This is a genomic window from Proteiniphilum sp. UBA5384 (genome assembly GCF_002410825.1).
GTDB lineage: Bacteria > Bacteroidota > Bacteroidia > Bacteroidales > Dysgonomonadaceae > Proteiniphilum.
Window position 1 is genome coordinate 58,646 of the sequence record NZ_DHOS01000030.1, and the last position, 23,091, is coordinate 81,736.

21 protein-coding genes, 1 tRNA gene and 1 pseudogene are annotated in these 23,091 nt (G+C 44.8%); 15 read left to right on the forward strand and 8 right to left on the reverse strand.

Annotation, left to right across the window (positions count from 1 at the left end):
- Positions 1-65: 65 nt before the first annotated feature.
- The 6 genes from B4G81_RS05595 to B4G81_RS05620 all read right to left on the reverse strand — a co-directional run bounded on the left by B4G81_RS05595 (position 66) and on the right by B4G81_RS05620 (position 8,448).
- Positions 66-917, reverse strand: coding sequence for a discoidin domain-containing protein (locus B4G81_RS05595; RefSeq protein WP_294080940.1), 852 nt, complete (start codon positions 915-917; stop codon positions 66-68).
- Between the two features lie 114 nt (positions 918-1,031).
- Positions 1,032-2,828, reverse strand: a complete 1,797-nt coding sequence (locus tag B4G81_RS05600; RefSeq protein WP_294080941.1) for a RagB/SusD family nutrient uptake outer membrane protein — start codon at positions 2,826-2,828, stop codon at positions 1,032-1,034.
- A gap of 23 nt (positions 2,829-2,851) precedes the next feature.
- Positions 2,852-6,160 (reverse strand): TonB-dependent receptor, encoded by a 3,309-nt coding sequence (locus B4G81_RS05605; protein ID WP_294080944.1) that lies wholly within the window; start codon positions 6,158-6,160, stop codon positions 2,852-2,854.
- 9 nt (positions 6,161-6,169) lie between these two features.
- Entirely contained in the window at positions 6,170-7,372 is a 1,203-nt protein-coding gene (locus B4G81_RS05610; RefSeq protein ID WP_294080946.1) for a FecR family protein, read from the reverse strand.
- A gap of 92 nt (positions 7,373-7,464) precedes the next feature.
- Positions 7,465-8,046: an RNA polymerase sigma factor gene (locus tag B4G81_RS05615; protein ID WP_294080948.1), complete on the reverse strand. Its 582-nt coding sequence runs from the start codon at positions 8,044-8,046 to the stop codon at positions 7,465-7,467.
- A 72-nt stretch (positions 8,047-8,118) separates the two neighbouring features.
- On the reverse strand, positions 8,119-8,448 hold the full coding sequence (locus tag B4G81_RS05620) for a cupin domain-containing protein (RefSeq protein ID WP_294080951.1): 330 nt from the start codon (positions 8,446-8,448) through the stop codon (positions 8,119-8,121).
- Between the two features lie 556 nt (positions 8,449-9,004).
- On the opposite strand from B4G81_RS05620, the gene B4G81_RS05625 reads away from it, so the two are divergent.
- From B4G81_RS05625 to B4G81_RS05635, 3 genes are read left to right on the forward strand one after another with little or no spacing between them, the layout of a single operon-like run.
- Positions 9,005-10,138, forward strand: coding sequence for an efflux RND transporter periplasmic adaptor subunit (locus B4G81_RS05625; RefSeq protein ID WP_294081136.1), 1,134 nt, complete (start codon positions 9,005-9,007; stop codon positions 10,136-10,138).
- Positions 10,135-13,299: an efflux RND transporter permease subunit gene (locus B4G81_RS05630; RefSeq protein ID WP_294080953.1), complete on the forward strand. Its 3,165-nt coding sequence runs from the start codon at positions 10,135-10,137 to the stop codon at positions 13,297-13,299. Before B4G81_RS05625 ends, B4G81_RS05630 begins: the two co-directional genes overlap by 4 nt.
- Positions 13,296-14,690 carry an efflux transporter outer membrane subunit gene (locus B4G81_RS05635; protein WP_294080955.1) on the forward strand — a complete coding sequence of 465 codons (1,395 nt, stop codon included), beginning with the start codon at positions 13,296-13,298 and terminating at the stop codon, positions 14,688-14,690. Before B4G81_RS05630 ends, B4G81_RS05635 begins: the two co-directional genes overlap by 4 nt.
- A 35-nt stretch (positions 14,691-14,725) precedes the next feature.
- Here B4G81_RS05635 and aspS read toward each other — a convergent pair whose 3' ends face one another.
- A complete protein-coding gene (gene aspS / locus B4G81_RS05640) occupies positions 14,726-16,483 on the reverse strand; it encodes an aspartate--tRNA ligase (protein WP_294080957.1) in 1,758 nt (585 codons plus the stop codon).
- A gap of 140 nt (positions 16,484-16,623) precedes the next feature.
- Between aspS and B4G81_RS05645 the strand changes: the two genes are divergently transcribed.
- The 12 genes and pseudogenes from B4G81_RS05645 to B4G81_RS05695 all read left to right on the forward strand — a co-directional run.
- Positions 16,624-16,698, forward strand: a tRNA-Pro gene (locus B4G81_RS05645).
- A gap of 206 nt (positions 16,699-16,904) precedes the next feature.
- Positions 16,905-17,633: a phage integrase SAM-like domain-containing protein gene (locus tag B4G81_RS05650; protein WP_294080959.1), complete on the forward strand. Its 729-nt coding sequence runs from the start codon at positions 16,905-16,907 to the stop codon at positions 17,631-17,633.
- Positions 17,634-18,169: 536 nt separating this feature from the next.
- A complete protein-coding gene (locus B4G81_RS05655; protein WP_294080962.1) occupies positions 18,170-18,292 on the forward strand; it encodes a hypothetical protein in 123 nt (40 codons plus the stop codon).
- Between the two features lie 85 nt (positions 18,293-18,377).
- Entirely contained in the window at positions 18,378-19,172 is a 795-nt protein-coding gene (locus B4G81_RS05660; protein ID WP_294080964.1) for a hypothetical protein, read from the forward strand.
- Between the two features lie 95 nt (positions 19,173-19,267).
- On the forward strand, positions 19,268-19,471 hold the full coding sequence (locus B4G81_RS05665) for a hypothetical protein (RefSeq protein ID WP_294080965.1): 204 nt from the start codon (positions 19,268-19,270) through the stop codon (positions 19,469-19,471).
- Entirely contained in the window at positions 19,425-19,634 is a 210-nt protein-coding gene (locus tag B4G81_RS05670) for a hypothetical protein (RefSeq protein WP_294080968.1), read from the forward strand. The genes B4G81_RS05665 and B4G81_RS05670 overlap by 47 nt, the downstream gene beginning before the upstream one ends.
- Positions 19,631-19,966 (forward strand): hypothetical protein, encoded by a 336-nt coding sequence (locus B4G81_RS05675; RefSeq protein WP_294080970.1) that lies wholly within the window; start codon positions 19,631-19,633, stop codon positions 19,964-19,966. Before B4G81_RS05670 ends, B4G81_RS05675 begins: the two co-directional genes overlap by 4 nt.
- Before the next feature lie 85 nt (positions 19,967-20,051).
- Positions 20,052-20,294 (forward strand): antitoxin, encoded by a 243-nt coding sequence (locus tag B4G81_RS05680; protein WP_294080973.1) that lies wholly within the window; start codon positions 20,052-20,054, stop codon positions 20,292-20,294.
- Complete coding sequence (locus B4G81_RS15230; RefSeq protein WP_349678736.1) at positions 20,291-20,482, forward strand: PIN domain-containing protein; 192 nt, start codon at positions 20,291-20,293, stop codon at positions 20,480-20,482. The genes B4G81_RS05680 and B4G81_RS15230 overlap by 4 nt, the downstream gene beginning before the upstream one ends.
- Positions 20,483-20,487: 5 nt before the next feature.
- Positions 20,488-20,697: a PIN domain-containing protein gene (locus B4G81_RS15235; RefSeq protein WP_349678737.1), complete on the forward strand. Its 210-nt coding sequence runs from the start codon at positions 20,488-20,490 to the stop codon at positions 20,695-20,697.
- 239 nt (positions 20,698-20,936) lie between these two features.
- On the forward strand, positions 20,937-22,340 hold the full coding sequence (locus B4G81_RS05690) for a S41 family peptidase (RefSeq protein ID WP_294080974.1): 1,404 nt from the start codon (positions 20,937-20,939) through the stop codon (positions 22,338-22,340).
- Positions 22,341-22,459: 119 nt separating this feature from the next.
- Positions 22,460-22,591: pseudogene (locus tag B4G81_RS05695) on the forward strand (helix-turn-helix domain-containing protein); the annotation flags it as partial.
- Here the strand turns inward: B4G81_RS05695 and B4G81_RS05700 are convergent.
- Positions 22,584-23,084, reverse strand: coding sequence for a DMP19 family protein (locus B4G81_RS05700; protein ID WP_294080976.1), 501 nt, complete (start codon positions 23,082-23,084; stop codon positions 22,584-22,586). The pseudogene B4G81_RS05695 and the gene B4G81_RS05700 overlap by 8 nt on opposite strands.
- Positions 23,085-23,091: the final 7 nt, after the last annotated feature.

The window sequence follows — 23,091 nt, forward strand, 5'->3', positions numbered from 1 at the left end:
AATAAAGTAGGAGGAACTACTTTATTCTCCTCCTACTCGATCTTATGATTCTTATGTGCTACCGATTACAGGGGTTCATACGCTTTAAAATAGGATACCTGGCATGTCCCATTCGTATTGTTTGTTTCGGTAATGACAAGCTTGAAATAGCGTGCTGTTGTTATTTCATCCAGTATTACCTCCTCGTAGGGAGGCACTAACGGACTGTTTCCGTTGACGATCGTACCATCGGGAGCAGTCCATGGCAAGGAGAAAGAAAAGCCACCCACTTTTGTGTAATTCTCATTATCTGTACCGGCGTAAACCTCCATTGTTTTCACCGAAGGGTAGTTGTTCCCATTCTCTGCATAATACCTACGCCCAATTTGGACCATGGCAACCGGCTGTTCTTTTTGCATATCAATCACAATCTGGTGGGGAAGCGGTTCGGTCAATGCCGGAGAATATTGGCTATGCCAGAAATTTGTCCGATCATTATTGAATAAGCTGGGGTAACCTCCCCCGTCGGAAGCCTGGACATCTGAACCGGTGGCATTCCATAATGTCCAATCGTATTCCAGGTATTGCTGTCCTTCGTATTTTTGCAATACGGTAAATTCCGTTACTCGATATCCACATCTTAGGGTGACTGTTGCCGTCCTGAAATTATCCTTGCTCGGATTAGCTTGTGATGCTGTGATGGTCAGCTCTTTTCCGTTGACCGACACCGAACACCATTCCGATCCTTCGTCATCGATCCCAATCACCCGGATGGGATCGGATATGTCTGTGTCGGCAGTGAGGGTTGTTGAACCGCCCGATGCCTCGATCACAGCTCGTTGTACGACAATATATCCTACATACGGATGGTCCTCCTCCTTACATCCAAACATTGTCGCGATCAAAATAACAAATACTATATATTTATAAAGTTTCATACGATTTTTTCATTTGTTTATTTCGGTGTATGGAACTCGCGATAATCATCGCACTTAGGTGTAATGATGTTCATGCTCGTTTCATACGATTATCTATTTTAATTTTTTGTAAAATCAAGGGTTTTGCTCCAGTTTATATGGATAAGCATCATACTGAGCTTGGGGGATAAACTCGCACACAGCCGGGGAGTTATACGGTATCTCAAGAAATTCAGCACCTGCGCGGAGAGTATGTCCACCCGGATATTTCCGATCCAGGGTTTGACGGTGCCTGTAGACATCGAAGCGGCGGTGTCCTTCCCACGCCAGTTCCAACATCCGTTCTTCCTCCACGATCTTATGGATATCCTTGGGTTGTCCGCTTTCGGCTGTCGCCATGTTTTGGAGTGTCCATTCAGGAATACCTGCCCGTCTGCGGATAATATTCACATCGTCGAGTGCGAGCTGGGTGTTTTCTTTGACAGCGTTGACTTCCGCGCGTATCAGATACATCTCGGCCAAGCGTGATACCACGGGAGACCATAAGTGCAGGCGTTGCTCCTGGTATGAACACTTGTTAATGGCATATACCAGGAACCGTGCGTCTTTATTGCGCTTGGTGGCCGCATCGAATACTTCGGGCTCAATGCGTCCGATATATTTAGTGCCGTTTGTTCCCATCACGTAAAAACGTTTTCCCAGATTAAAGTCTTCCGATTGGATAATCTCGTCTTGAAACTGCGAAGCATCGGAAGCATTTGTAATCTTATATGTACCGTCGGCCTGTTTGGTCACTTTTACCTTTTTATACTCATAATGGGCATTATCGCCGGACTGTTTGCGGGTATAAGCAAATGTCCAGTTCTGATAGTCTTTGTTGGGATAGCCGGTGATAGAGTAGTCGGACGCACCATCTTCAACGTATCGCTTGCAAAGGAACCGGCTCCGCAAATCCTGCGGCATGTCCCTGTCATTGAGGTGCAGCTCCAACAGCTCCATGTACCTCGACGAGGGCGACATCTCTTCCCATCCGTTATTGTCTATGCGGATGTACATTCCGCCGGGGAGGCTGTAGGAGGCGTCGTCTTTTTCGATCGTACGGCGTACGGCGAAAATCGTCTCTTTATTATTTTCAGGAATATGCTGTGAATAGATCGCATAACGTTCTCCCGTTTCCAATTCAAAACGTCCTGAATTGATCACGGCATCAGCCATATCATATGCGTCATCCCATTGCTCCATATAGAGATAGACTCTTGCCAGTAAGGCTTGTGCGGCTTCTTTTGTGGCATAAATGTTCGTTTTGGGTGAAATGCCGGTCGGGAGCGTCAAGTAGGTGATTGCATCTTGCAGGTCTTTGACAACCTGATCGTATACTTCGGCAACCGTGGCACGGTTCTGGGGAAGATCGTCGGGATCGTAATTCAATTTAAGTGGTACTCCCGGATTATCAGTGGGGTTATTTGAATAGGGTTGGCCGAATTCGTTGACCAGGTAAAAGTAACAGAGTGCCCGTAGGTAGTAGTTTTCACCCATCATGATAACCTGCTCGTCGGTACGTTCATCCCCGAATGCTTGTATGGTTTCAATGACCAGATTACAATTCCCGATGGTACGGTATCCCAACTCCCATGCATACTCGGTAACCGTGCTGCCGATATTGCGGGTGTAATCGTATAACGTAAACGTTCCTCCGGTCGATGTTCCGTTCCAGGTGATATCGTCAGCGCCGAAGTTCTGGAAATAGTAGCCGTTAAAAATTAATCCCCCGTCGGTTTTCAGTAGGCGATAACTGCCTTGTGACAAGTCTTGGATGTTACGGGGATCAAAATCTTCCATCATAACCCCGTCATACATCTTCACGTCTAAATTACAGCTTGCCATCGTTGCCATCAGTCCTATGGCGATCCATATATATTGAATTTTTTTCATTGCAGTAACTATTTATCATTCAATTAAAACTTAAGATTTAATCCCAATGTAAACCGCCTTACGGTGGGGTAAAGCTGGCCGGAGTTCGGTGTCGGTGTCGTAGTTCCGTTGAACCTATCGGACAGCAGGATTTCGGGGTCGTCGCCTGAGTACTTGGTAATCGTAAACAGGTTTTCACCGCCGAGAGATACACTCAGGTCACTTACCCCTAATGAAGTCACCCACTTCTTCGGTAAGCTGTAAGCCACAGAGATGGTTTTCATCTTGAAATAGTCTCCGTTTTCCAGATAGCGGGTAGATTCATTCGATGCGCTGTTATTACCACCTGCTATCAACCGGGGATGTGTGGCAATGTCGCCCGGCTTTTCCCAGCGGCTCCATCCTTTGGCCAGTTTCATCGCCGGTTGAGACCAGCGTTCAGCGTCCCGGTCGAGAGCGCCGGCGCGCCGGCCGTTATAGATTTTGGCGCCTGAGCTGAAGGTGAAAACAGCATTAAAGGAGAGGTCTTTCCAGGTGAGGCTGGTAGTGACTCCACCGTTTATCTTGGGTGACGGTGATGCGTCGAGCAAAACACGTGTAGCTTGATTATAGTTGGAGGTGGCCGTTTTTTCTCCCGTTGCTTCATCCCTGATAAACCATAGCGGTCCTCCTGTCATAGGATCAACCCCTGCCCATTCACGCATGTAAAAGTTATAATAAGGATACCCCACGGCTACGGATTGGAATGCCAGGTCATCGGCATCAGGCAGATAAGTGATTTTATTTTTGTTATATCCGAGATTGAGACTTACATCCCAATACCAATCCTTTGTCTTGATAATTTCGGGGGTGATGGTGATTTCAAATCCTTTGTTTTCGAGTTTTCCGTCGTTTGCCGTCTGACGGTTATATCCGGTCACGGCCGTCAGGTGCCTCAGGTAAAGCAGGTTCTTTACCTTTTTTAAGTACGCATCGAAGGTAATGTTCACCCTGTCGAAAAATCGCATATCCAAACCGAAGTCAAGCGAGCCGGTTTCTTCCCACGATAAATTGGGATTACCCTGATAGTTGGAGTAAAGTGCTACCTCACTGCCATATTCCTCAACGCTGCTCAACTTGGTTGTCCATTCGTAGGCACCACTCGGCTGGTTGCCCGTAATCCCATACGACACGCGGGGTTTCAGTTCGTTGATAAATGTATAAGGTTTCAGGAATTCTTCTTCATGCATATTCCATCCGGCACCTAACGACCAGAAATTCGCCCAGCGTTTATTCGAACCGAAGCGCGATGAACCGTCGCGACGGATTGATGCCTGAAAAAGATATTTGTGATCGAGAGTGTAATTGGCGTTGAAGATATAAGCCGCATTTTTTTCTTCTGTTTTAGCACCTTCTACATTGTGATCGGAGGCTCCTCCGCTCAGCACTTCATTTCCGGGAATCATATTCGACGATTGACCGGAACTGTCCCAGACGCGCCTTTCATCGTATTCATATCCTAAAAATGCATTGATTTCATGTCGCTCGCCAAAGGTTTTCAGCAACCGAAACATCTGATTGGCGTAAATGGCGCGGGTATTGTAACTCCGGTTATAGATGGTGCCATGCTTGGCTTGTCCACCCCGGCTGTAAGGATCGGTGTAGGTCTCTGTATAGCTATTCCCGAATCCTACTTTGTTGTTCGATTCGAAAGTCAGGAAATCTAACAGTTTATAATCGAATCCTAAACCTAAGTCCATTGCATTGTTGCGGTTCTTGCTCCAATTCAGGTGACGGTCGTACAAATAATTAGTGCCGCCGTCGGAATACCAGTAATCACGCGGGTCGGCCGTAAGGGCGTCTTCAGGAGAAGGCATTCCCTGACTTCCATCTTTCAGGTTTCCTTTTGAATCGTAAGGTGTATCCCAAGGCGTATAACTGGTATAACTCAAGGAGTGTTCCCTGTTATCGGTCTCACGGTAACTGGCGGCTAATTTAGCTTTTAGCGTAAGTTTTTTGTTGACGGTATAATCAGTATTCACCCGTAACGTATACCGGTCGTAGGTGAAACCTTTGATGGTTCCATCTTCATTATAATAATCAGCTGAAAGATACGACCTGATCTTGTCATTACCGTACCGGTAGCCGATATTGTAGTTTTGCGTTAATGCGTCTTTGGTGGCTAAATCCCACCAATCGGTATTCTGATTCGCCAGATAGGGTTGTAGCCAGTGTTGCTGGTCCAGGATTCCTGCGTTCCGGTGGGCGGTAACTACATAATCGTAATACTCCGCACCATTCATCATCTCCAGTTTTCCTTTTTGTAGTTGCGAAACGCCCATCCTTACAGAAGCTTCGATTTGTGACACGCCCATTGAGGCCCGCTTGGTAGTGACCAGAATCACGCCGTTTGCTCCGCGAGATCCGTAGAGCGCAGTGGCTGAACCATCTTTCAGTATGGAAATTGTTTCGATATCATTCGGATTCAGTTCGGATACAGCATTCCCCACAACTCCGTCGATTACCCATAGCGGATCTTTGTTCCCCCGGATAGTTCCGGTGCCCCGTATACGGATGGTAACACCCTGTCCCGGCTGTCCAGAAAGAGGAGTCGCCACTACGCCGGCCATCTTGCCTTGCAGCATATTGCCGACGCCCGGAGAGGTAATGTCTTTCAACTTGTCTACGTTGACGGTTGAGATAGCGCCGGTGATAGAACTTTTGCGCTGCATGCCGTAGCCCACGACTACAACTTCATCCAATTCCGATAACTGAGACTCCAGGACAATATTTAGAGTATGTTGATCACCTACTGTTTTTTCCACAGTCTGGTAGCCGATATAGCTAAATACAAGAATGGCGCTGCGGCTACTTACACTGATCGAATAATGTCCGTCGACATCGGTCACTACACCATTCCCGGTTCCTTTTTCCAATACAGTGACACCGATCAGCGATTCGCCTTCCTCGTCAGTCACACGTCCATTAAGCGTAATCCGGTCTTGATTGGTATCTTCCGTTTCTTCGGAAGTCCCGATTCTATCTACCGCATTGCCGGTTGATGGATTCTTATAAATCACGACTTGCCGATCATGAATTTCATATTTTGAACTTTCGTCCAAAATCTTATCCAGCACCTGATTGATAGTTTCCTTTTGAACCGTAATGTCAACATTTCTGTGTAAGTCTACAGCATCTTCGTTATAAAAGAAGATAAATTCACTTTGATCTTCAATTTGACGAAAAACGTCTTTTAATGATTTGTTATGAATCTCCAGCGTTAAAACCGCCTCCTGACTATAAACTGCATCCGCGGCAATAATGCAGTTCCCGACGAATAGCAGAAAAATACAGTTGATGATAAACTTCTTCATAGGCTTTTGTTATTTATTTGATAAATTAGAAATCGTTGCAATACTGTCATTTTGCATGGTATAGCATATAGATGTGGTGATGCTGATGTAATTGAGTGCATTTTCGAGAGAACCTGTCAGGTCGAGTTTCCCGTGCACTAATATTTTGTCGAACCCCGCTCCCTCATAATTGAAAGATACATTGTAATATTTTTCCAATTTTTGCAATACACGGTCAATCCGCTCTCCTTGCAGGGATAGATAACCGTGTGTCCACGAAATATAATTGTTTACATCTACCTCGAGGATATCAACTTTATCAGACCCGGTCTTGAAGGAAAGCATCTGATTTGGATAGATATCATAGGTGCCGCCCAAGGTCTTGCCTTTCACTGAAACTGCTCCTGAAACGAGTACGACCGATTGAACTTCTTCATCGGGATAAGCGGAGACATTGAACCGCGTGCCTTTCACATGAATATCCATCCGGTCGGTCTTGACGATAAATGGGCAATTCTCCTGTGGGGTAGCAGCCAGGTAAATCTCACCACTCACGAAAATTTCCCGTTTATCTTTGCCCAGGACCGACGGATAGATTAATTTGGTTCCTGAATTGATCCAGATTTTTGTTCCATCGCTTAAGGTGAGTGATGTTGTTTTCCCATAAGGGATAATCAGCTGGTTGAGTTGAGCCGATTTTTTATTTCCGGTGGTTTCGATCGTTTCCTTGTTTATTTTCACCTTCCCGGTAGGATCATATTCTACGTTTGAACTGTCGTTCTGTATTCTTACTACTTGATTGTCGGATAATATCAAGCTTATTTCGCCTGATCGGGAAGTGGCATCCTTGTCGATCAGAGAATTGTAATCAATCTTATGATGTTGGTTATAATAATAAAGAGAAGCACCGGCTAATAATCCCATGAGAACCGCTGCGGTTATCCACTGCCTCTTGCCTCGATATCTCCGGGGTATATGTTTTTTTGTTACAGTTGCTTGATGAATGTTTGTCCAAATCAATTTTTTATCTGCGGTCGACAGAGTAGACTCCTTAACTTTTAGTCTCTTTATAATTGTTTTTAATGTTGCTAAATGATCTATATTGTACTCACCTTCAGTTATTTTTTGTTCCCAATAACGGTCAAGTTCCGGTGTAGGTTCAAATACCCAATGCAGGAACAAATCATCGTCGAGTAACGATGACAGTATTATATCCGGGTTGCTTCTTTCCATTTTTGTGCTAAGAAGGGTCTTTTTGATTCAAACGATTCTAAAAAAACGTTTGTACTCAATAAATGGTTTTTTTTTATTAAAAATGCATTTTTTTACCCAAAAGATTGTAAGAAGAGGAAAAGAAAACCGGAAAGTCTCATTTTTTTCTTGATTTTCAAAATAGAGCGATGGATAAGATTGCGTACGGATTGGTAGTTAATCCCCAATAAAAGGGATATTTCTTCATAGGAGAGATCCAGCTGAAAACGCAGGTAAATTGCCTCTTTTTGGCGTGGGTTCAACAGATTGATTACCTGCTCGAATTTTTCTTTTGTGGCTTTGTCTTCCTCGCCGTTTTCATCCTCATCCGGTTGATAAATGGCGATAAAAGGTAACTCCTCGGGAGCTACGTACGTGATGCGCTGCTCACGGGCAATGGCATCGCGGATCATATTTTTCATCGAGAGTAACAGGTAAAAAGTAGGGTTGCCTGATTTCGTCAATAACGGCCTGTTGGTGTGGATTTTTATAAATAAATCTTGTATGCAGTCTTTTACGACCTCCTCATCCGAAATAAATTTCATTCCGTATCTATACAGGATATCAGAGGTCTTTTCAAATAATTCACCAAAGGCGGTTTCATCTCCCGCCATGAACTGGCTCCATATTTCAATCAGAATTTTATCCTTTTCCACAAACTGGCACATTAAAAATCACGACCTGATTCGATATCTTTTACATTGCTTCTGTAGGCGATATCTGTGGTTTTATTCCTCCCCGCGAATCATGGTGAGTAACATCTTGAAACGCTCCACGGCCTTCAAGGCATGCGGTATGTTGGCCGGCATGATAATGCAATCCCCTTTTTTCAGGAGGTACGCTACGCCGCCAATCTGTATTTCAGCTTCTCCATCCAGAATCTGCACGAAAGCATCATAGTTGGCGGTATGTTCGGTTAGCCCTTGTTCTTTATCGAAAGAGAAGATAGTGATATTCCCCGCTTTATTTTTGGTAACCTGTTTGCTCACTACACCGCCAGAAGCGTAATCTATCGATGCTTCAAGGGCAATTACTGTTGATTTTTTGTATGTGCTCATAAATTGTCATTTAAAGAAATTGACATGTACTATATACAAAAATACAATCTAGAACGGATATAAGGTATAATTAAAGTTGCAAAATTATCGTTTTATTGAACTTTAACATAAGCCCGAATAGTCAAATTTGCAGGTTGAAAAAAGTCAATTAGTCAGATAGGAAAGTAGATGCTGAGCCGTGATTTTTACGACTCTATGAAAAAATATTTATATCTTTGTCTCGATAGAAATCCTTCTGCAGAATTATTGTGGATTATGGATAGTCTTCTTATTCAGTAAGTCTGTAGTCGTTTTCTTGTTATCGTTTTAAATGTATTGAAGGATAAACAGGTTCTGTTAGGAACAAAATGAAAGGGTAGATTATTTATAACTTAATTTTTTTGGACCTGTTCGAAGATAAAAACATGGTAGAAATATTGAACATGTTCAATTCCGATGTGTTAAATAGAACGTATCTCGGTGATATGTTAATTGGAATTCATACCGAGGGTATTTAAAACAAACTGCAATAAAATAGCTTATGTGTATAATACAAAGACAGTTCTTTTCAGGATTGATGCTTGTATGCTTCTTTCTTTCATTCTATTCATGTAAAGAGACAGAGGAAGTATACCCTATTGTTGAGGTGGAAGATGTCGTACGTGACAGTATCGAAATCCATGGTTACTATGTAGGTTCCATCCGGGCTTACAGGAAGATAGAGTTGCATGCCAGGGTAGAGGGATATCTGGAAAAGATGACTTTCGAAGAAGGAAAAAGGATCGAGGAAGGAGAACCCCTCTTTTATATCAATAACGCTACCTATAGGGCAAAAGTAGAGAAAGCCCGGGCTCAACTGAAAAAGGATGAAGCGATGGCAGCCAAGGCAAGGAGGGATGAGGAGCGTCTTCGCCCACTTTATGAGCAGAACGCCGCCAGTCGGTTGGATCTTGATAATGCCATTGCGGCGAGGGAGATGGCAGATGCCAGTGTATCTATGAGCAAAGCCGATCTGGCACAGGCTGAGTTGGAACTGAGCTATACGGTTGTCCGTTCACCCCTTTCCGGATATATCAGCGAGCGATATGTGGATGTGGGGACTCTGGTCGGAAAATCGCAGTCGTCGCTACTTGCTACGGTGGTTGAACGTGATACTGTTCTTGTAGAATTCAAACTCACGGCATTGGACTACCTGCGAAGCCAGCAACGTAATGTGCGTCTGGGTGAGCTGGATGCTACCCGCTCATGGCAACCTACCATTACCATCACGCTGGCCGATAACAGTACATATAGGGAGAAAGGAGTTGTTGATTTTGCATCCCCCCTGGTAGATCCCCAGACGGGTACTTTCGGAGTACGTGCGGCGATCCCCAATACCAACCAGGAGCTTTTACCCGGGCAGTTTACAAGGGTAAACTTATTGTTGGATGTGTTGGAAGATGTGGTGGTAGCTCCACGGAAATCCCTGATCATAGAAAAGGGAGGGGCTTTCCTGTTTGTTGTCCGTCCCGACAGTATAGCCGAGAGACGCTTTGTAGAAACCGGATATGAGCAGGGAAACAAGGTGGTTATCACCCGTGGGCTATCGGCTGATGAAAAGATTGTTACCGAAGGATATCATAAACTCACCCATGGACAGAAGGTAATTCCCCGTACAAGAGAACAGATAGAGGTGGATGAACAAACCAGAATGCAAGGAGATAGCATATGAAGCCAGGATTTTTTATAGACAGGCCTGTCCTTTCTACCGTTATGTCTCTCTTTATTATTATAATTGGTATTATAGGGCTGCTCTCGTTGCCTATTGAACAATATCCCCAGATAACTCCTCCGATGGTAAGGGTCAGCACTTCCTATCCAGGTGCTGATGCAACAACCGTATCGCAGGCTGTGGCCACTCCCATTGAGCAGCAGTTGAACGGTACGCCCGGAATGCTCTATATGGAATCGAGCAGTAATAATACCGGTGGATTGAATATCTCCATTACTTTCGATGTAAATACGAATGTGGATCTGGCCGCGGTGGAGGTACAGAACAGGGTGAAACTTGCAGAAGCACGTCTTCCGGCAGAGGTATTACAAAATGGTATCAGCGTAGAAAAACAAGCGTCGAATCAGCTTATAACGTTGGCTCTTGTTTCCGAAGACCTGAAATTCGACGAGATCTATCTGAGTAATTATGCCACCATTAACGTGCTGGATGTATTGCGACGTATTCCGGGTGTAGGGCGTGTATCCAATGTGGGTAGTCGTTATTATGGCATGCAGATATGGGTATATCCCGACCGTATGGCTAGTTATGGTCTGACTGTGCAGGATTTGCAGAAGGCGCTGAAAGACCAGAACCGGGAATCTGCGGCAGGAGAATTAGGTAAACCGCCTGTAGAGGGTGTGGATATCTCCATCCCTATTACTGCACGCGGACGTTTGTCTACGGTACAGGAATTCGAAGACGTAGTTGTCAGGGCCAACAGCGATGGTTCTTTTATCCGTATAGGCGATGTGGCTCGGGTGTCTCTGGAAGCCTCTTCATATAGTACCGAAAGTGGCTTGGATGGTAAAAATGCGGCAATCCTCACTATCTATATGTTGCCTGGCGCCAATGCTATGGAGGTCGCAAAAGAAATTAAGGAGGCTATGCGCACGATAGCCGGTGATTTTCCAGAAGGGTTGGATTATCTGATTCCTTTTGATATTACGGAATATATTTCAGAATCGATAGGGGAAGTTTACAAGACACTTTTCGAGGCATTGTTTCTTGTCATTTTGGTGGTATTCCTTTCGTTACAAAGTTGGAGAACCGCATTGATACCGATCATCGCCGTACCGATATCATTGATAGGTACTTTTGGCTTTATGCTGATGATGGGATTTACACTCAACACACTTACACTGATGGGATTGGTCCTTGCTATCGGGATCGTGGTGGATGATGCCATCGTTGTGGTAGAGAATGTAGAGCGTATCATGGTGGAAAACAAGATGAATGCCCGGGAAGCAACTCATAAGGCAATGAAGCAGTTGACAGGGGCGTTGATCATCACATCTCTGGTTTTGGCAGCTGTATTCCTTCCCGTAAGTTTTCTGGGAGGTATTGTGGGGTCTATGTACAGGCAGTTTACCATCACCATTGTAGTGTCCGTATTTATATCTACCATCGTTGCGCTGACGCTCAGTCCGGCCATGTGTGCGTTGATCCTGAAACCACGGCATGGCAGGAAGAATATTATCTTTAGGCGGATCGATAATTGGTTTGCCAAGGGAAACAGGTTGTACGTAAAGGGTATTTACAAGACAATCGGGCATCCCAAACGTATTATTTTTTGGTTTGGTATGGTGCTGGTCTTTATTTTTCTGTTGAACAGGTTTGTGCCTTCGAGTTTTATACCCCAGGAAGACCAAGGATTCTTTACCGTGGAACTGGAGATGCCTGAAGGCTCTACTATCGAACGGATGCGTGATGTGGCCGAGAGGGCGGTAAGTTATATAGATCGCCACGAAGCTGTAGATCATGTGCAGAATACCACCGGTTCAAGCCCTCGTGTAGGTACTAATCAGGGACGTACAACCCTGATCGTGATATTGAAACCCTGGGAGGAACGGGACAGTAAAGTGGATGATGTTATCAAAGATATTCGACAGGAGTTTTATCATTATCCTGAGGTAAAAGTCTTTGCCAGTAGGCCCCCTGTGGTGCCGGGCCTGGGAGAAGCGGGAGGTATCGAAATGAAATTACAGGCGCGCTCGGAAGCATCGTGGGATGAATTGGTAGCTGCTACCGATACATTTATGCATTACGCCACTCAAAGCCGACAATTAGCCAATATCTCTGCTTCCCTGCAACCTGAAATACCGCAGTTGTACTTCGATCTCGACCGTGATAAGGCAATGGCTTTGGGGGTTCCGGTCTCAGATATTTTCTCTACGATGAAGGCTTATCTGGGAGCGGTATATGTGAACGACTTTAATATGTTCAACCGGGTGTATAGGGTCTATATTCAGGCTGATCAGAGTTTCAGGATGACTGGGGACGATCTCAACCTCTTTTTTGTTCGTGCATCGAATGGTACGATGGTGCCATTGACCACTCTCGGTTCAATGAACTACACTACTGGTCCCGGGAATATATCCCGGTTTAACATGTACACGTCGGCATCGATACAGGTGACCCCTGCGGCAGGTTATAGTTCGGGAGAAGCCATGACGGTGATAGAAAAAATAGTAAAAGAACGATTGCCTGAAAATATCGGGCTTTCCTGGAGTGGCCTTTCATTTCAGGAACAGAGGGCGCAAGGGAACACATTTTTAGTGCTGGCGCTGGTATTCCTTTTCACCTTTCTTTTCTTGGCTGCTTTATACGAAAGTTGGTCTGTCCCTATGGCGATTATTCTCTCTTTCCCGGTTGCTGCATTGGGTGCTTATATGGGAATATGGGTCATGGGGTTGAACAATGACATCTTTTTCCAGATAGGCTTGGTAACCTTGATAGGTTTGGCAGCGAAGAATGCCATCCTTATTGTTGAATTTGCCAAGGTGCAGGTGGATAAAGGTGTGGAACCTGTGAATGCTGCTATTAATGCGGCAAGATTGCGGTTTCGCCCTATCCTGATGACTTCACTGGCGTTCATATTAGGGCTTGTACCCCTGGTGTTGGCGTCGGGTCCCGGTTCGGCCAGCCGCCATTCAATCGGTACGGGTGTCTTCTTCGGAATGATTTTTGCGACTGTGTTAGGTATCGTTGCGGTACCGTTTTTCTTTGTGCTTCTTTACCGTTTAAAAGATAAAATCACTCTACCCGCCTGGGTAAGATTTTCCAGGGTGAGAGACAAGTTTAAAGCATTTTACAATAAAAAAGGCGAAAAAAAAGAATGAAACTTCTGAGATATTCTATCCTAATTATATGCCTGCCGGCTCTTTTATTGAGTTCCTGCAAGGTAGGCCGTCAATTCAGTAGTGTGGAGATGGCAGATATGCCTTCACACTTTAGCGGTACAAAGGAAGATCCGATGCTTGAATTATCGGTGAATGATATAGGCTGGAGTACGTTGTATAAAGATCCTGTTTTACAGAATCTTATAGATGAGGCTCTTGAGAACAATAAAGATATTCTTATTGCTATAGCGCGCATTAAAGAGATGATTGCCAATAAACGAATCAGTTTTGCACCCATGCTCCCGAATATATCTTTAGAAGCCGGTGGACAAAAGGAAATGCTTAATTATGGCGGAGATAATAAAAAGTACGATCCGGAGTTCAGGACCAATATAAGTATGGGGTGGGAGATTGATATATGGGGTAATCTTCGCTGGAAGAATGAAGCTGCAGTAGCAGCTTACATGCAATCGGTGGAAGCGCAACGCGCCTTACACCTGACCATTGTGGCACAGGTGGCACAAGCTTATTTTGAACTGAGAGCATTGGACCGGCAGTTGACCATTGTCCGGCAGACATTGATATCAAGGGAACAAGCGGTACAGTTTGCAAAGCTCCGCTATGAAGGAGGACTGACATCCGAGATCCCTTATCGGCAAAGTCTGGTAGAGCTGGCCCGTACCGAGACACTGGTCCCTGATATAGAAAATGAGATAAAACTGAAGGAGAACGATCTGGCTATTCTGGTGGGTAACTTTCCTTCTTCTGCCATTCCTAGGGGACAGCGTATCGATGAGATCAAATTTCCACCCCAGCTTCCTGTTGATTTGCCGTCCACCCTCTTGCGTCGACGTCCCGATATCCTTCAGGCAGAACAGCGACTGATCGAGAAAAATGCCGGGGTGGGAGCAGCTCTGACCGACAGGTTTCCTAAACTCCAACTTACAGGACGGTTAGGAGGAGAGAGTGACGAGTTGGGCAATTTTCTCGAAAGCCCCACTTGGTTCATATCGGGCTTGCTTTCCGGCCCGGTTTTTAATTTTGGAAAAAATAAGGCACGTCAAACTGCTGCACAAGCTGCTTATGAAGCTGAGGTGCATGCCTATGAGAAAACTGTATTGAACGTATTTGCCGAAGTGAACAATGCCATCTCTTCCCTGGAAAAGGCCAAGACGATGAGATTATCGCATCAGAAATTATATGATTCTGCCAATTCATATCATCAATTAGCACAATTACAGTATATAAACGGTATAGTAAGTTATCTTGATGTACTTGATTCTCAACGTCAGCTGTTTGATGCTGAAATCGCACTTAATGCTGCGACACTCAATGAATTGATTGCTACCGTGAATATGTATAAGTCCCTCGGAGGAGGAGTCAACCGTTGATTTGATTTTTTGTGTACGATTGTAAGATCGGCCACCTATTTTTTCTCTTGCGGATGCAGTCTGATTCCTAATTCATCCAGTTGTTCCTGTTCTACACGGGAAGGCGCATCGATCATCATATCGCGGCCGGCATTATTTTTCGGAAAGGCAATGCAATCCCTGATGCTATCCAAGCCTGCGAAGATAGAGACAAACCTGTCGAGCCCGAAAGCAATTCCTCCATGCGGAGGGGCTCCGTATTGGAAGGCATTCATTAGGAATCCGAATTGTTCCTGTGCCTTTTCTTCGGTGAAGCCGAGTACAGAAAACATTTTCTTTTGTAATCCGCTGTCATGGATACGAATAGAGCCACCGCCTATCTCCACTCCATTAATCACCATGTCGTAAGCATTGGCGCGGACGGCGCCCGGATTCGTATCGAGTAGCGGGATATCCTCTGGTTTTGGAGAAGTGAAAGGGTGGTGTTTTGCAAAAAAACGGTTCAACTCCTCATCTTTCTCTAATAATGGAAAATCAGTTACCCATAGGCATTTATAGTTGTTTTTGTCTCTCAGACCCAGACGGGTTCCCATTTCTAATCGCAGTTCACACAACTGTTTCTGCGTTTTTTCAGTCTCACCACCCAGTATCAGAATCAAGTCTCCCGGTCGGGCATCGCATCGCTCCGCCCATTTTTTAAGATCTTCTTCGGTGTAGAATTTATCGACTGACGATTTCAGTGAACCATCGTCATTATATCTGAGATAAATCAACCCTTTTGCCCCGATTTGCGGACGTTTTACGAAATCGGTCAGTTCGTCTAATTGCTTGCGGGTATAAGAAGCACATCCTTTTGCGCAAATTGCTGCGACATATTCTGCCGAATCAAATACCCCAAATTCGTGTCCGACAGTAAGATCTTTTATTTCTATAAATGTCATTTCAAAGCGGGTGTCCGGCTTGTCCGATCCATACAAACGCATGGCATCGGCATAGCTTACACGGGGGAAGTCGGGTACCTCGATGTTTTTGATTGTTTTGAAGAGATGTCTAGTCAGTCCTTCAAAGATTTGCAGTACATCTTCCTGGTTGACAAATGACATCTCACAGTCGATCTGGGTGAATTCTGGTTGCCGGTCGGCTCTCAGGTCTTCATCCCGGAAGCATTTCACGATCTGGAAATAGCGGTCGAATCCCGATACCATTAATAACTGTTTGAATAGCTGAGGAGATTGAGGCAATGCATAAAACTCGCCGGGGTTCATGCGTGAAGGGACAATGAAATCGCGTGCTCCTTCTGGTGTGGATGCGATAAGTACCGGTGTTTCCACTTCCAGAAATCCCCTTTCGTCGAGATAACGGCGTGTCTCGAAAGCCATCTTGTGGCGTAATTCCAGATTTTGTCTTACCACATTGCGGCGCAGATCCAGGTAACGGTATTTCATCCGTAGTTCGTCACCTCCGTCAGTCTCGGTTTCGATAGTGAAGGGAGGTGTTTTGGAAACATTCAACACATTCAGCTTTGAGACAATGATTTCGATGTCTCCGGTGGGAATATTTGGATTTTTACTACTGCGCTCTTTCACAGTACCTGTGATTTGGACTACCCACTCACGTCCCAGTTTGTTGGCCTGGTCACAGAGATCGGGATTCAGTTCCTGATTGAACGACAGTTGTGTAATACCATACCGGTCACGCAAGTCTATAAAGGTCATCCCTCCCATCTTGCGGATTTTGGATACCCAACCGGCTAAAGTCACCTCTTTCTCTACGTCGGCCAACCGGAGTTCGCCACAAGTGTTGCTTCTGTACATAAGATACTATCTCTTGTTAATGTTTCACTGAAATTAGACTGCAAATTTACACAATATATCGCGTGAATCATGCGGTTCAATAAAAAAACCATTTAGATGTTGAGATTATTGGAAAATAGTTGTACTTTTGCATCCGATTTCGGGGTGTAGCACAGTCCGGTTAGTGTACCTGCTTTGGGAGCAGGGGGTCGCGAGTTCGAATCCCGCCACCCCGACGAAATGTAAGAGGCTTATATTTAGCCAAATAGTTATAAAGCGAGTTGGTGCAATTTTGCGCCCCTCGCTTTTTTTGTGTAAAAATATCCTTATTTTTCACTATTAAGAGTCATTAAATTCACATTTTTCTTTGAAATATCTTTGAAATAATGCCGAGGACGCAAAATTGATTTTGTCAGTGATAACTATTTAAAACAAAATCAAGATGGCAACATTCAAGCCAGTCGTTTTCTCGACAAAAAACCATATAAAATCCGATGGCACTACGAATATCAAGATACGCGTGTACCACAACAAGGAATCGCAATATATTCCGACCGATTACTATATCAAACCCTCTTTTATGTGTTCTGACGGGACGATCAGCCCGATTTACCCGGATGCCGACCTGTTCAATTACGAATTGTCGGAAGTTATTCAGAAATACAGAAAAGCGGCTCTAAAAATAGGTTCGGCGCGATCTTCCAATATGAGTTGTTCCGAATTCAGGGATTTCATTGTTCAATCAGTAAAACCGGATTACGGATACATCGACTTTGTAAAGTTTTGCGGTGATATTATCACGTCTACGAAAAAAGAAAAAACGGCCGAATGGTATCAGCAATCGCTCAAGTCTTTCTTGTGGTTCTACGGTAAGGACAGGATCGATGCAAGGGATATCACCAGCAATAAAATAAACAAATGGATTGATCAATTAAAGATTGCGGGTGAAAAGGGCAGGCCGCTGAGGAATGGCGCAATCAATAATTATGTGCGAGGATTGAGGGCTTTATACAATGCGTGTAAAAAGGAATATAATCACCCGGACCATGATATCATCCTTATACCCAATGAGCCGTTCGCAATCGACAATATACCTGTCTATAAAAAAGTTCGACGGAATATTACAATCGACAGGGTGAATGGAAAAACCAATGTGTGTTGCCCCCTTTGACCAAAATATATTTGCCCCCCTGAAAATTCTTTAATTTCTCCCCCGAGTATCTTGATAATTGGGGTCATTTTTATTTTAGGAAACCATCATCAGAAGATAAACCATTATTTTTTCTTTTTTTTAATTGATATACACTTTATTCATGTAAACGATAGATAAGACAACACTTTTTAGAGATTTACTCTTTCGCCGGCGAAAGGAAGAAATTTCTAAAAACCGCTTGCGGCTTGGTGTTGTTTGATCGTTGGAATGTAGCTTTGTATATCTCTTAAAAAAGAAATTAGACTGCCCTTTATCTCATTCATTCAGCTTTATTTTCCTTTCCTGCAAGCTGTACTTTCTGAAAGTATAAAATCCATGTTGGTTTACGTTTAAATGGGGTCATTTTTATTTTGGATAGAAGGGTCAACTTTATTTTAGAGTAAGAGGTCAATTTTATTTGGTTTAAGGGGTCAATCTGAACTGGATTTTCCACTACAATACCGGCCAGTATACCGGGTGTAAAGGCTACCGGTTCTCCGGCTGCAACATTTGGTATGGGTAATCCGTTCTATCCTGCCAATGCTTTTTCGGGTGCATTGGATGGTAGAGGGGCTTTTGCAAGCAATCCGACATGGCATAACGGCTGGTCTTATTTCCGGGTACAGGAATGTAATTAAGTAATTAGCTAAATCAAGATACGGCAGAAGGACGCTTTCGCCGTATCTTTTTAAATTTTTATACGTAACAGCAATGAAAAAAAGAATGATGAAAATAAAAACTTATTTTATATATTATTTGTCCCTATTTTTATTAGTATCCGTTTCCTGCGAAAAGCAGGAATTGACGGGAGACCCTGTAGCCGAAACCTATACGCTGACGCTCAACGGCCAATCCCTGACCGGAGAACTGGAAGTAAGGGAAAAAGGCAAAACCGAGATACTAAAGACTTACACACTTGATGTAAAAGAAAAAAAGAATCATACGATCAAATTCTACTGGAACGGGGAAGAGATTACCGAACAATTGGAGATGCCCTCACCGGAAGAAGGGTACATCGGATTTCTGCTAAAAATTGATATGGAGGAAACAGGATATACCGAACCGATGGATATAGAAATAAGATATTATTATCCCGATGAGACCTGGACAAATCATATTACCGAACCGTTAGATACCATTAACAACTATATTCCCGGTAGCGGCTACACCCGGTATATTGAAGTGCGGGCAATGAATCCTCCCGCCGAAGATTGGACTGGGCAAGAAGATCTGTTCCTGCGTCTCTACAAAGCGGGAACGAAGGAACCCTATCATACACTAATGAGCCAATGGACATTTAATTATGAGCAACCGGATGAATGTTATATACAAGCACAAGTTTATTACTCATTTGAAGAATATAAAACCAACACGGCATTGATCAGGGTGTATGAATATCCGGGAAGTTTCAGCCTAAATAATGACTATATAGAGTGGGGAAAAACCGGTAATGTCTCGTATTTTGCAGATTTTATTCCCGGCGACCAGGCGGAAGAAGAATCCGGCGAAGATGAATAGTAACACAAAGATGTATATAGAAAACCCATCATCGCTTTGTTGTGATGTTGGGAACAATAACAATCTCATTGAATGCTAACAGGATTAAAAAAAATATGGTACGGTTTTATGATGCATTCCTGATCTTTGAGGTGGCGGCGCGCCATTGCCTTGCGTGCAACAGAATGGACAAGCGTGAGAGGGATGATGGCCTGACGGCCATATACCGGACCTTCGCCCAGTGGGAACATGGAAAGAAGAAAACGAATAATAATGAGGAGGAACGGAATCCGGTTTTATACGGATTATTTATTCAGTAAGGATCGCCGTATTTACAGGGAAATAAGCCGGCGCTACCACTCGCATCCGTGGGTGATATACCGGTTGATGCACGGGACCAGCATCAGGTCGGAAAAAGAGTTGGGTATTTTTCGCCGGTTGACCGAAGAATATCCGGGCAGTCAAAGCGGGTATGGGGAATGAGGAAAATAGACGGTAAAACCCACCGGCGGTTCATCGCCGCCCTGGAAAGCATGATCAGGGATATGGATGCCCTCGGCTTCACCGATGCCGCCGACGAACTGGTGGTATCCCACTGCGAACTGGAGGAGATATACCGCCACTACAACCGGAAAGTGGAGGAACTCAACCAACTTGCCACCGCTTACCTCAGCCTATTCGAAGAGAAGCATTCGGAATACTTCAACGCCTCACGGCTGCGTCAGAAAGTGCAGACCCGCATCCGGCACAAGGAAAAAAATGAAAGCGAGAGGAACCAAAAACTGCCGGTTACCACAGTTAAAAACGCTCTTTGAAATATTGGTTTACACGAAAAATAAGAATTGAAGATTTGTAAATCTTTCGTATCTTTGTCTATATAAAAAATAATAAAACAACGACATGGGATTCGAAACGATTGAAATAAAAAGTACAAAAGGGACGCAGGCAATCAGAATTCCCCGCAAGATGAGAATAAATGATGATAAGGTTTATTTGAAAAAAGTGGGCAATTCGCTACACGTTATCCCCTATCATCATGCATGGCAAAATATGATCGACAGCCTGGAGTTATTTACATCCGATTTTATGGAAGAGCGGGGGCAAACGGTTAATCAGCAACAACGGGAAACATTCGACGAATGAAATACATGTTGGATACCAATATCTGCATTTACATCATCAAAAAGAAGCCTGTAAATGTCCTCGACAGATTTAAAAAGTCGCCTGTCGGCAGTATAGGAATTTCGGCTATTACGTTAGCTGAACTGCAATACGGGATCATGAAGAGTGCAAATCCCCCCAAAATCAGGATGCGCTCGACAAATTCCTAACTCCGTTGGAGATTCTCGATTTTGACTATCTATCCACATTAGAATATGGCGTCATCAGAGCCGGTTTGGAAAGAGAAGGAACTCCCATCGACCCTTTGGATACGTTGATAGCTGCTCATGCTAAAAGCGCTGATGTAATTCTGGTCACAAATAATGAAAGGGAATTCGAGCGGGTTCCCGGATTAAAGATTGAAAACTGGACAAAGAAGGAATAATTCATTCTTTTTTCCGGCATATCACATAAAGCGTGTAAACCAAAATAAAAAAGGGTTTGCACGTTTTTTTGTTGTGCGACCTACCACACGGTACGCTGTATGCCGCCCCTCACGTCAGGGAATGGAAAGGCATCCAAAGCCATGCCGGTGTATGGCTGATAATGGGAAACCCCGGAGAATCCGGGACAAGTTATAAAGATTAGCTGACTTTTTAAAATTAGGATAATGATGGAAAAGAAATGGAAACAAGATCAATTAAATATTACGCTACCTGCCTGATTGCAGGAGTGGGGCTCCTGCTTGCCTGCGAAAAAGAACCGGCGCTGCCCGATAAGCCGGTATATCCCGCAGGCAGTAACGAGGCGGCGAACCAATGGATGTTGGACTCCTTGCGGAGGTATTACTTCTGGAATACATCGCTGCCCGGGAACCCGGCACTGGACAAGGAACCGCAGGCGTTTTTCAGGTCGGTGCTGCACAACGACGACCGTTTCTCCCTCCTGTTCGATCCCAACGACGGGGCTACGCTTACTCCCAGCCTGCGCACGCGCTACGGATTTGAATTAAGCGTACTGGAAACAGGCGGCAGAATAGTGGGCGTGGTTACCCTCGTGCTGAAACAATCGCCGGCCGAACGTGCCGGATTGAAGCGGGGCGACATACTTATCCAACTGAACGGGAAACCGTTTACCAAAGAAAATGCGGCCACGCTGCCCGTGGAGTTTGCCTCCGGAAGCAGCGGCACTGCGGTGCGAGCTACATACGCCGGCAGCATATGGAACGAAGAAGAACCCCTGACGATAGGCATGATGTACACATTCGAACACCAGGACAAATACACCGTACTGGATGTAAACGGCACAAAAGTGGGGTATTATTTTATTCTTTCGTTCAACGAAACAGGCACTTATTCCCTGTTGCAAGCGTTCGGCGAATTCAAACAGGCCGGGGTGCAGGAGATGGTGATCGACCTGCGGTATAACTACGGCGGGAAAGTATCCTCATCGGCAGCCTTGGGAGCAATGCTCGCCCCCGGGATTAGCAGTAACTCGCCGTTCATAACCTATAAAGGCAACGCCAACGGTGGCACGGTACACCATTCCTTCGCACAGGCTCTTGCCGCGGAAGAGCCGGGAACGGACTTCAACCGGATAACGGAACAGTCGTTAAACCTAAAACGGGTCTTCGTCCTCACCACGGAAGCGACGGCGTCGGCGTCGGAACTGATCCTGAACAACCTGAAACCCTATATGGAAGTGATACAGGTCGGCGAAACCACCTACGGCAAGGATGTAGCCTCGTTCGAAATAAAAGACCGGCGCAATCCGCCCGAAGTACGGTGGGTGATGCATCCGGTCATTTATAAATTATCCAATTCGGAAGGAGAAGGGAATTACACTGAAGGGATCGCCCCCACCCAGGGGAACATCCTTTCGGAATTGGAAGGATTGCCCGATGACCTTCTGCGCGAACTGGGCGACAAGGAAGAGGCACTGCTTGCGCACGCATTGCAAATGATAAGCAGAGGCTCATCGGACCTACAGTCGCATAATACCGAATCCCGAGCGAAACCGGAATACGTACTGCTCTCCACGACTGCCGTAATGCAGGCGCATAAAGAACCGCCGGTTTATTTGCGATAACCCGGCAAAAAACGGAATAGGGAGGGAAAAGCCAGGATAATGCGGTACCAACACTTGAACAGACGCTTTCTGCGAGAAGGTGGTGAAGATTTTTTTTTCGGTGTCAATCTCAAGCTGAGCTTGCACAACGCATAGGAGTGGATAAAGGCTATATTTCTCGGGTGGAGAGAGGGTTGACTATACCTACAGTATCAACTTTGTACCGCATAGCGGCTGCCATGGGGATGACGGTAGAGTTACGCCCTATTTAAGTATCTCGGCGAAATCTTCCAGGTTCTCATCCACGTATTGCGCGATAATGGAGATCTCCTCCTCTTCGGTATAGAAGAACTTCTCTTCCAGTTCATCGAACTGCTCAAAGTCGACATACATCGCTGTGAACTCCTCTTCGGTAGTCTCTCGTTCCAGTTCGGTACGATGGGTGTCATATATCTCTTTTGCCTTATAGAGGATTTTTGAAAATCCCTTTGCCCCCATCTGTTTCAGCGCTTTGGCGACCGGATTGTCGAAGATATAACCTCCATAGCCATTCTGGATGAGTTGGACGAATCCACCCTCATTTACTTCTTCTGTAAAAAAACGAAGTGCAAGAAGCGTGTGCTGATACCCGTTCAGTAGATCCATGTTTTCTGCAGTGATCTCTCCTCCCAATGTTTCAAGATAAGCATCGGTAAACACTTTCAGGAATTCATCCATCCCTTTTTCGGCAGCCTCGATAAGCTTGCTTTCGTGAATCTGTATCATTTGAGTC

Bases quoted from the DNA above. Each gene is read 5' to 3' on its own strand.
- B4G81_RS05690 (WP_294080974.1), top strand. From the start codon at position 20,937: ATGGAAACAAGATCAATTAAATATTACGCTACCTGCCTGATTGCAGGA.
- B4G81_RS05630 (WP_294080953.1), top strand. From the start codon at position 10,135: ATGAAGCCAGGATTTTTTATAGACAGGCCTGTCCTTTCTACCGTTATG.
- B4G81_RS05610 (WP_294080946.1), bottom strand. From the start codon at position 7,372: ATGGAAAGAAGCAACCCGGATATAATACTGTCATCGTTACTCGACGAT.
- B4G81_RS05650 (WP_294080959.1), top strand. From the start codon at position 16,905: ATGGCAACATTCAAGCCAGTCGTTTTCTCGACAAAAAACCATATAAAA.
- B4G81_RS05660 (WP_294080964.1), top strand. From the start codon at position 18,378: ATGATGAAAATAAAAACTTATTTTATATATTATTTGTCCCTATTTTTA.
- B4G81_RS05635 (WP_294080955.1), top strand. From the start codon at position 13,296: ATGAAACTTCTGAGATATTCTATCCTAATTATATGCCTGCCGGCTCTT.
- B4G81_RS05595 (WP_294080940.1), bottom strand. From the start codon at position 917: ATGAAACTTTATAAATATATAGTATTTGTTATTTTGATCGCGACAATG.
- B4G81_RS05605 (WP_294080944.1), bottom strand. From the start codon at position 6,160: ATGAAGAAGTTTATCATCAACTGTATTTTTCTGCTATTCGTCGGGAAC.
- B4G81_RS15230 (WP_349678736.1), top strand. From the start codon at position 20,291: ATGAAATACATGTTGGATACCAATATCTGCATTTACATCATCAAAAAG.
- B4G81_RS05675 (WP_294080970.1), top strand. From the start codon at position 19,631: ATGAGGAAAATAGACGGTAAAACCCACCGGCGGTTCATCGCCGCCCTG.
- B4G81_RS05665 (WP_294080965.1), top strand. From the start codon at position 19,268: ATGGTACGGTTTTATGATGCATTCCTGATCTTTGAGGTGGCGGCGCGC.
- aspS (WP_294080957.1), bottom strand. From the start codon at position 16,483: ATGTACAGAAGCAACACTTGTGGCGAACTCCGGTTGGCCGACGTAGAG.
- B4G81_RS05625 (WP_294081136.1), top strand. From the start codon at position 9,005: ATGCTTGTATGCTTCTTTCTTTCATTCTATTCATGTAAAGAGACAGAG.
- B4G81_RS05655 (WP_294080962.1), top strand. From the start codon at position 18,170: ATGGGTAATCCGTTCTATCCTGCCAATGCTTTTTCGGGTGCATTGGAT.
- B4G81_RS05670 (WP_294080968.1), top strand. From the start codon at position 19,425: ATGAGGAGGAACGGAATCCGGTTTTATACGGATTATTTATTCAGTAAG.
- B4G81_RS05600 (WP_294080941.1), bottom strand. From the start codon at position 2,828: ATGAAAAAAATTCAATATATATGGATCGCCATAGGACTGATGGCAACG.
- B4G81_RS05700 (WP_294080976.1), bottom strand. From the start codon at position 23,084: ATGATACAGATTCACGAAAGCAAGCTTATCGAGGCTGCCGAAAAAGGG.
- B4G81_RS05620 (WP_294080951.1), bottom strand. From the start codon at position 8,448: ATGAGCACATACAAAAAATCAACAGTAATTGCCCTTGAAGCATCGATA.
- B4G81_RS05680 (WP_294080973.1), top strand. From the start codon at position 20,052: ATGGGATTCGAAACGATTGAAATAAAAAGTACAAAAGGGACGCAGGCA.